The organism is Chloroflexota bacterium, assembly GCA_026389585.1.
Classification (GTDB): domain Bacteria; phylum Chloroflexota; class Dehalococcoidia; order UBA2247; family RBG-13-53-26; genus JAPLHP01.
On sequence record JAPLHP010000008.1, the window covers coordinates 23,850 to 30,121 of the forward strand.

General features: G+C 50.8%; 7 protein-coding genes and 1 pseudogene. 1 reads left to right on the forward strand and 7 read right to left on the reverse strand.

The window, feature by feature from the left end; genetic code table 11:
• Positions 1 to 3: 3 nt before the first annotated feature.
• The 3 genes and pseudogenes from rdgB to cobO all read right to left on the reverse strand — a co-directional run bounded on the left by rdgB (position 4) and on the right by cobO (position 1,326).
• Positions 4 to 615: an RdgB/HAM1 family non-canonical purine NTP pyrophosphatase gene (rdgB, locus tag NTZ04_00445; GenBank protein MCX5990798.1), complete on the reverse strand. Its 612-nt coding sequence runs from the start codon at positions 613 to 615 to the stop codon at positions 4 to 6.
• A pseudogene (locus tag NTZ04_00450) lies at positions 612 to 728 on the reverse strand (fructose 1,6-bisphosphatase). The gene rdgB and the pseudogene NTZ04_00450 overlap by 4 nt, the downstream one beginning before the upstream one ends.
• Before the next feature lie 79 nt (positions 729 to 807).
• Positions 808 to 1,326: a cob(I)yrinic acid a,c-diamide adenosyltransferase gene (gene cobO / locus NTZ04_00455; GenBank protein MCX5990799.1), complete on the reverse strand. Its 519-nt coding sequence runs from the start codon at positions 1,324 to 1,326 to the stop codon at positions 808 to 810.
• 150 nt (positions 1,327 to 1,476) lie between these two features.
• Between cobO and dnaN the strand changes: the two genes are divergently transcribed.
• On the forward strand, positions 1,477 to 2,604 hold the full coding sequence (gene dnaN / locus NTZ04_00460; protein ID MCX5990800.1) for a DNA polymerase III subunit beta: 1,128 nt from the start codon (positions 1,477 to 1,479) through the stop codon (positions 2,602 to 2,604).
• Here the strand turns inward: dnaN and NTZ04_00465 are convergent.
• The 4 genes from NTZ04_00465 to NTZ04_00480 all read right to left on the reverse strand — a co-directional run.
• Complete coding sequence (locus tag NTZ04_00465) at positions 2,540 to 4,099, reverse strand: recombinase family protein (protein MCX5990801.1); 1,560 nt, start codon at positions 4,097 to 4,099, stop codon at positions 2,540 to 2,542. The two genes, dnaN and NTZ04_00465, sit on opposite strands and share 65 nt — an antisense overlap.
• 295 nt (positions 4,100 to 4,394) lie before the next feature.
• The gene (locus tag NTZ04_00470) at positions 4,395 to 4,580 is read right to left on the reverse strand and encodes a hypothetical protein (GenBank protein ID MCX5990802.1); all 186 of its coding nucleotides are present in this window, start codon (positions 4,578 to 4,580) and stop codon (positions 4,395 to 4,397) included.
• A gap of 493 nt (positions 4,581 to 5,073) precedes the next feature.
• On the reverse strand, positions 5,074 to 5,685 hold the full coding sequence (locus NTZ04_00475) for a hypothetical protein (protein MCX5990803.1): 612 nt from the start codon (positions 5,683 to 5,685) through the stop codon (positions 5,074 to 5,076).
• On the reverse strand, positions 5,676 to 6,272 hold a 597-nt coding region (locus NTZ04_00480; GenBank protein MCX5990804.1), incomplete at its 5' end, for a hypothetical protein. The genes NTZ04_00475 and NTZ04_00480, both read right to left, overlap by 10 nt.

A 6,272-nucleotide genomic window follows, 5' to 3' on the forward strand; every position in this document is an offset into this window, starting at 1 on the left:
CACTCATCGCCTGGTCTCCTGCCATATACGCTCCAAAACCTGAAGCGCCTTTCGGGCGGCTTCCCCTCTATGACTCACCCGATTCTTCTCATCTAATGACAGTTCAGCCATAGTCCTACCCAGTTCTGGAAGATAGAATATTGGGTCATAGCCAAAGCCCTGGTTACCCCTGAGTTCAAAACTGATGATACCCGAGCACTTGCCTTCGCATAGCCCAACTATCTTTGGAGTGGAGCCGATGGCTATGACACACCTGAAGTGAGCCAGGCGCTTCTCCCAAGGCACCCCCTGAAGACGGGATAACAAAAGCATAATCCTTTCTCTATCGGAAGCACCTTCACCAGCATATCGAGCAGAAAGCGGTCCCGGCCCCCCCTCCAATGCATCCACTTCAAGCCCAGAATCATCTGCTACAACAAGGAATCGGCTATCAATAGCATAACCAGCCGCTTTGAGCTCTGCGTTCTCCTGCAAAGTACGCCCCTTCTCCTCCACTTCCAAGTCTATACCTTCTTCATCCAGAGTGGTCAACTGGAAAGGAGCATTCTGAAAAAGAAGGGAATACTCCCGTAACTTGCCAGGGTTCCTAGTAGCCAGAAGTAGTTTGGGGCTCAAAGGTTCACAATTCTTTTCTCTAGCTTTTTCATCACCTGTGGCATAGTGGTATATTCCATCTCCTCAAGAGGAAGGCGATGGGGTTCAAAAGGACCGTGTCGCCGCAGGTAATCTGTCTGTTTCCGCTGGAGGGAGTATATCATACCCCCGAGATTAGGGACAACCTCACCTGACCACCCTTCCATGTGCTCTTCAATAGTCAATTCCTGCTCTGCTTGGTACTCCCCTCTTATAGGGATGCTTGATTTCCTTCATCTCTGTTACCAAATCCGCAATTTCAATAAGCCTCTCATCAGCATACCGCCCGGTGAGGATAAGCTCTACGTTGTCCGGTTTCTGCTTGATCAACTCAACCACATCCCTCACATCCACCAGATTCCAGGCCGCAGCAATGTTGACCTCGTCCAGCACTACTAAGTCATAGTCACCGCTAAGGACAGCCCTCCGGGCATCATCCAAGGCCTGCCCTGCTTGTTCTTTCTCCTCCGGTCTCACATTCGCCGGATCAACAAAATCCCGGTGTCCAAACCTGGCCAGGCTTATATTAGGCGAGAGAGCCATGATCTGCTGTTCGCCATAAGGATAATCTCCTTTCATGAACGAGGTAATGTGAACCCGCAAACCATGCCCCAGCGCACGGATGGCCACCCCCAACGCCGCTGAAGTCTTGCCTTTGCCATCTCCAGTGAAAATCTGAACAAGCCCTCTCATATGAATAGCAACAGCTTAACACAATCGGATCACCCACTGTCAACGCGCCGCTATGACGAGATCATCCTCTTGTCGAATCAGGGACGGGCAGTGTATACTTAGCACGGTTTCGAAGTTGTATTCGTATTTGTATCCTAAGGGGGGGGCGATATGAAGTTATCCTGTCTTCAAGAGAACTTTAGTAAAGGACTGGGCATAGTCGGCAGAGCAGTGGCTGCGAGGACGACTCTGCCCATTACCAACAACGTACTTCTGGCTACAGAACAGTCCCGTCTCAGGCTTACTGCCACCAATCTCGAGATTGCCATCAGTTGCTGGATCGGTGCTATGGTGGAAGAAGAGGGTGCTATTACCGTGCCAGCAAGGCTTCTTAATGAATTCGTCAACTCTCTCCCAAGCGATAAAATTGATCTCAACCTAGCCCACCACACCCTGGAGCTAAAGTGCGCCAGGTTTGAAGCCCGTATCAGTGGGATAGATGCTGAGGATTTCCCCCCTATCCCCAAAATTGGCGATGGGACAAGTTATCAAATCGAGCCAGAGGCTCTTCGCATGGCAATTAACCAGGTCGTATTTGCCACCGCCTCCGAGGATACCCGACCAGTACTTACAGGTGTCTGCGCTGAGTTTGAAGGTGATAGCCTTACCCTGGCCGCCGCCGACGGCTTCAGGTTGGCAGTTCACAAGGCTCCTCTGGCTAACCCAGTAGCAGAAAGGGTAGAAATTATCATTCCGGGGCGTTCCCTCATAGAGATAAACCGTCTTCTGGCCGATCAAGAGGAACTGGTAGAGATAGCTGTCAGTCCCAGTAAGAGCCAAGTGCTCTTCCGGCTGAAGGATATAGAAATGATGTCCCAGTTAATACAAGGCACCTTCCCCAACTACAGGCAACTCATTCCCCAAAGCTCCAGCAGCCGATCGGTAGTGACCACTCCAGAATTCCTCAGAGCCACAAAGACTGCCTCTATATTTGCCCGGGATGGCAACGGCATTGTGCGCCTGCAGATAAACCCGAGTGCAGAGTCCAAACAGGGAAGGATGAGCATCTCTGCTCGCTCAGAACAGGTTGGGGATAACGTCGGAGAGATTGATGCCCAGGTGGCAGGCGAAGCCGCTAAGATTGCCTTCAACGGCAAATACCTCATAGATGTGCTCAGTGTTCTCCACGAGGGTCAGGTAGCCCTGGAAACCACCACTCCTTCAAGCCCAGGAGTTATCCGGCCCGTAGGTTCAGACAATTATGTCCACATAATAATGCCCATGTTTGTCCAGTGGTGAGTACGCACGGGTCGAGGAAACCCTTGATGTCGGCGCCTTCAGGTGTAGCCTTGATCTGCAAGGCAAGGTACGTGTAGGCATCTTTCTTGTCCTGATTCGAGCAGTTGTCCAGGTCTGGGATAACACGGGCGCATAGCTCTTTGAGACTGGCCTCCATATCAATCATCTTGGCCAGGTTCTCTTTCGTGTGGAAGAGGCTGGCCAGCCTCTTCTCATCGGATTCCCGCTCCCTTTTCATCTGATTCAGTTCGTCAAGAACAATATCAGAGGTGGCGACTCCCAGCCTCAAAACCTTCATCAATCTGCGCTCTTGCCCCGTATACCGCTTCATTCTACGGTTGAGATCCCTGATCTCCTGTTCCACGGCGCCTGTTGAGAATTGGGCTTGTTCTCTGTCAGTCTGCTTTCGTATTTCAGCAAGCAAGACTTCAGGTGTACTCAGAACACTCTTAACCTTCTCCCAAACCACGCCCTCAAGCCAATCGGCCTTGATGTACCGGGCATCACATATCTTTTCTCTTGAGGCAGTGGGATATGTCCCCCGGCAATGGTAGTAGCGATAGTTGCCCCTGAGACAGCTTCCCACCAGAGGGCTTCCACAATGAGCACATACGGCAAACCCAGTCAACGGGTACTCGTGCTTGGCCTTTCCGGTATGCAACTCCTTAGACTTTGCCAAGTTGCCCTGTACGCGATCAAACAATTCCTTGCTGATGATGGCAGGCGTCGCATCTGCAAGGAGTGTCCATGATTCACGGGGTGTACTCGTTCGCTTCCCATGTCCACCCGCAGTTTGCCCGAAATACGTAAGCCCACAATAGGCTGAATTGCGCAGTATGTAGCTCACGACACGTGCTTGCCATTTCTTACCCGACTTCGATGCTACTGAGGCTTCATTGAGAGTCCGCGCTACCTTGAAGCAACTGTCACCATCAGCCACCATCTGGAACATATGCTGAACAACCTTGCTCTCGTGCTCAAGCGGTATCCGCTTCTTGGATTCCTTATCCCACTTGTAGCCATATATGCCGATGCCAGTCCCTTGTGGAAGCCTCCCGCTTTTCAACATGGCCTGCTTGCCGCGCCCGGTAGCATCCCGGCGTCGTTCTGCGTCAAGTTTGGCAGCATAGCCTTTGATGTAGAAAACCAGCTTGCCAACTTCCGAATTGTCAACACTCTCGGTGGCAGCCTCAAGCAAAACACCGTGCTTGTCTAATTCCTGCATGAGTATCACCCCATGCACAGGGTCACGGGAGAAGCGGTCTAAGCTATAAACAACCAATGAATCTATCGTTTCTGATCTCACAACTTCCCTTAACTCGGCCAGTCTTGGCCTTTCAAGGGATAGTCCAGACCATGCCTCACTGAACCTGCAAGCCACCTCATCACCTTTTCTCTGGCAATACTTCAGGCAGGCTTCAAGTTGAGTTTGCAGACTTGTCCCGTCTTGCTCCTGGCCTTCCGTGCTGACTCGGCAATAGATAGCAGCATTCATTTCTTGACTTCCTTTCATCTGTGCGCTTTCGATTAGGGTAAACGGGATTCAGGATATTACCTGGGGAATGGTCGGTTCCAACGATATCAAGAGCAAGGTATCATGTCAATGTTGTGTGGGCATCGGGCGTCCTTTAGCCTGATGTCTTGTAGGTAGAGTAGATTAGTGAGAAAAATGTTTGCCTGGGGTTGAGGTAGAAGATGAAGAGGAATTTCTATCTGGGTCAGATAGAAATGGAGTCCTACCTTGCCCCAAACGAGGGAGGCTGGTTTAAGCCTCCCTGTCCTGGTGGTTATTAGCTGATGCTTCGCAACCAAGCGTCTGCCTTCTTTATGGTCTCGTAGAAGTCGTCGAAGGCGGCCTGTCGCTCCAGGTTGGGCTTCTCTGTCAGCCTGGACGGCCTGGATGTGATTTTCCCCTCTGGGGTAAACATGGATTGTCTGTTGAAAGTTGGGTTGTCGTCCTGGTGGTCTTTATTCATTGTTTGCCTCCTTCTTTATTCTCCCGCCTTCGGTCAGGCTTAAGCCAACCGATACCTGGAATCCTTCCGGCAGACCATCAGGTGTCAAGAGCGAAGGCGTAGCCATTCGTTCATCTCGACTCTTGACTCCATGATGGGCTGCGGTTATCGTCGTCTTATCGGTTGGCGTGGGCGTCGTATCCTGGCGTTCCTGAATAGTGAAGTACTAATCTGCTGGGGCGGGCGATGAGAGGGAAGTCAAGAGCGATGAGGTCACATTTTCCTTGCGGTCACACCAGCCACGATAACAAGCCCACGTTTACTCTTGTCTCGTATGTTCGGGGGCTTGTTCGTCGTGTCGGGTGACCGTAGTGACTTCATCGGCCTGCGATCACACTATGATTTGTGAAGGATATCAGCAAATGATAGTGTAGATCAGCAGCTTCCCTTGACGTACTAAACAAGCCAGCCACAGTATGTTGACACTACCTTAGCGGGCGGTCTGACCTGGCGTTTAGGGTAGGTCTTGGAGTCTTCGGGCTTCGCGCTCGTCCCTGCTCGGGCGGTTGATCCGTCCGCGAAGCGGCGGATCCTCCGAGGAGGGCGTCTTGTGCCTGTCCTCAAAGCGGTGCGTTTCAATATTGTATCGGCGTTTAAGGGTATATTGTCTGGCCTTGTCGTCGTCTGGTCTAAGATGGGGCAATTCCAGTATAGCCAGCGGGTCGTAGGGATAATCAAGCTCAAGTTCTCGAATAGTTTCTAGGGACATGAGAGGCAAAATATAGGTGCGGTAGGTTCCTGGTACTCTCCGGCTGTCTCTGCTTGCAAGATGGCGTTCTGAGATTGAGTCAGGGGGTGGTTCACGGCTTAATTCAAAGGGCTGCAGAAGGGATTTCAGCATATCTTTTCTCTTGTAGTACTCATCCTCTGTAAGCTCGCTGGGTTGGGTACTGGATCGTCCTTTGAGAAAGTGGCCTACGTCTGGCAGACATTCATTGCAGATCACGCGAAGATACCCGTGATAAGTGTCGAGATATTCATCCGTGTGGCTCTTTTGAAGGATCACCGATCCGATACACCCGCATTTTGGACAGACGCATTTGTGGGTTTTTCCGTCTAGTTCCATAAATCCCCCTTATTCCAATTCATGTTCGTAGGTTCAAGGTGTGGATATAGTGCTGGGTGTCTGATTTGAAGATCACGGTCAAGCATGGTTGTGAGAAACACCCACTCCGGTACTCGTTTCTCTGTAAATTGGGGTAAACGATAGTCTCTACTCATAGAATAAAGACGAGTCCTGTTTTTCCAGATGCGTGAAAGCGAAACATCATCCCACCCTTCAAGTTTGGTTATGTACTTGCAGATATAGGCTGTTGGGCTGAACTGATCCCTTTTGATATAAAAGCATAGCCCTTGGCCCCAGCAATCCTGAGCGATATCTTTTGGTGCAAGCCAGTGAAGGTTCGGGAATACTACATGAACGTGGGGGTATCCTGTCTGCTTCTGTACCTCTATGACTGATAGACATTTCAGCTTCGTGAGCTTGTGTCTTCTTCTCCATCTGTTGAGATTATTCAAGAATAGGCGTCGATGTTTTCCTACATTTAGCCACGCATCCTCAAGGGTTGTCCTGCTGGGGTCGTAAGTCATGCCCCATAGTATGCCTGGGACATTGGCCCAGCTTCCGAGTGCTTTGTATATTCTGGCCCTGAT

Excerpts from the sequence above, each read along its gene's own strand:
- dnaN (MCX5990800.1), top strand. The coding sequence starts at position 1,477 with ATGAAGTTATCCTGTCTTCAAGAGAACTTTAGTAAAGGACTGGGCATA.
- cobO (MCX5990799.1), bottom strand. The coding sequence starts at position 1,326 with ATGAGAGGGCTTGTTCAGATTTTCACTGGAGATGGCAAAGGCAAGACT.
- NTZ04_00475 (MCX5990803.1), bottom strand. The coding sequence starts at position 5,685 with ATGGAACTAGACGGAAAAACCCACAAATGCGTCTGTCCAAAATGCGGG.
- NTZ04_00465 (MCX5990801.1), bottom strand. The coding sequence starts at position 4,099 with ATGAATGCTGCTATCTATTGCCGAGTCAGCACGGAAGGCCAGGAGCAA.
- NTZ04_00470 (MCX5990802.1), bottom strand. The coding sequence starts at position 4,580 with ATGAATAAAGACCACCAGGACGACAACCCAACTTTCAACAGACAATCC.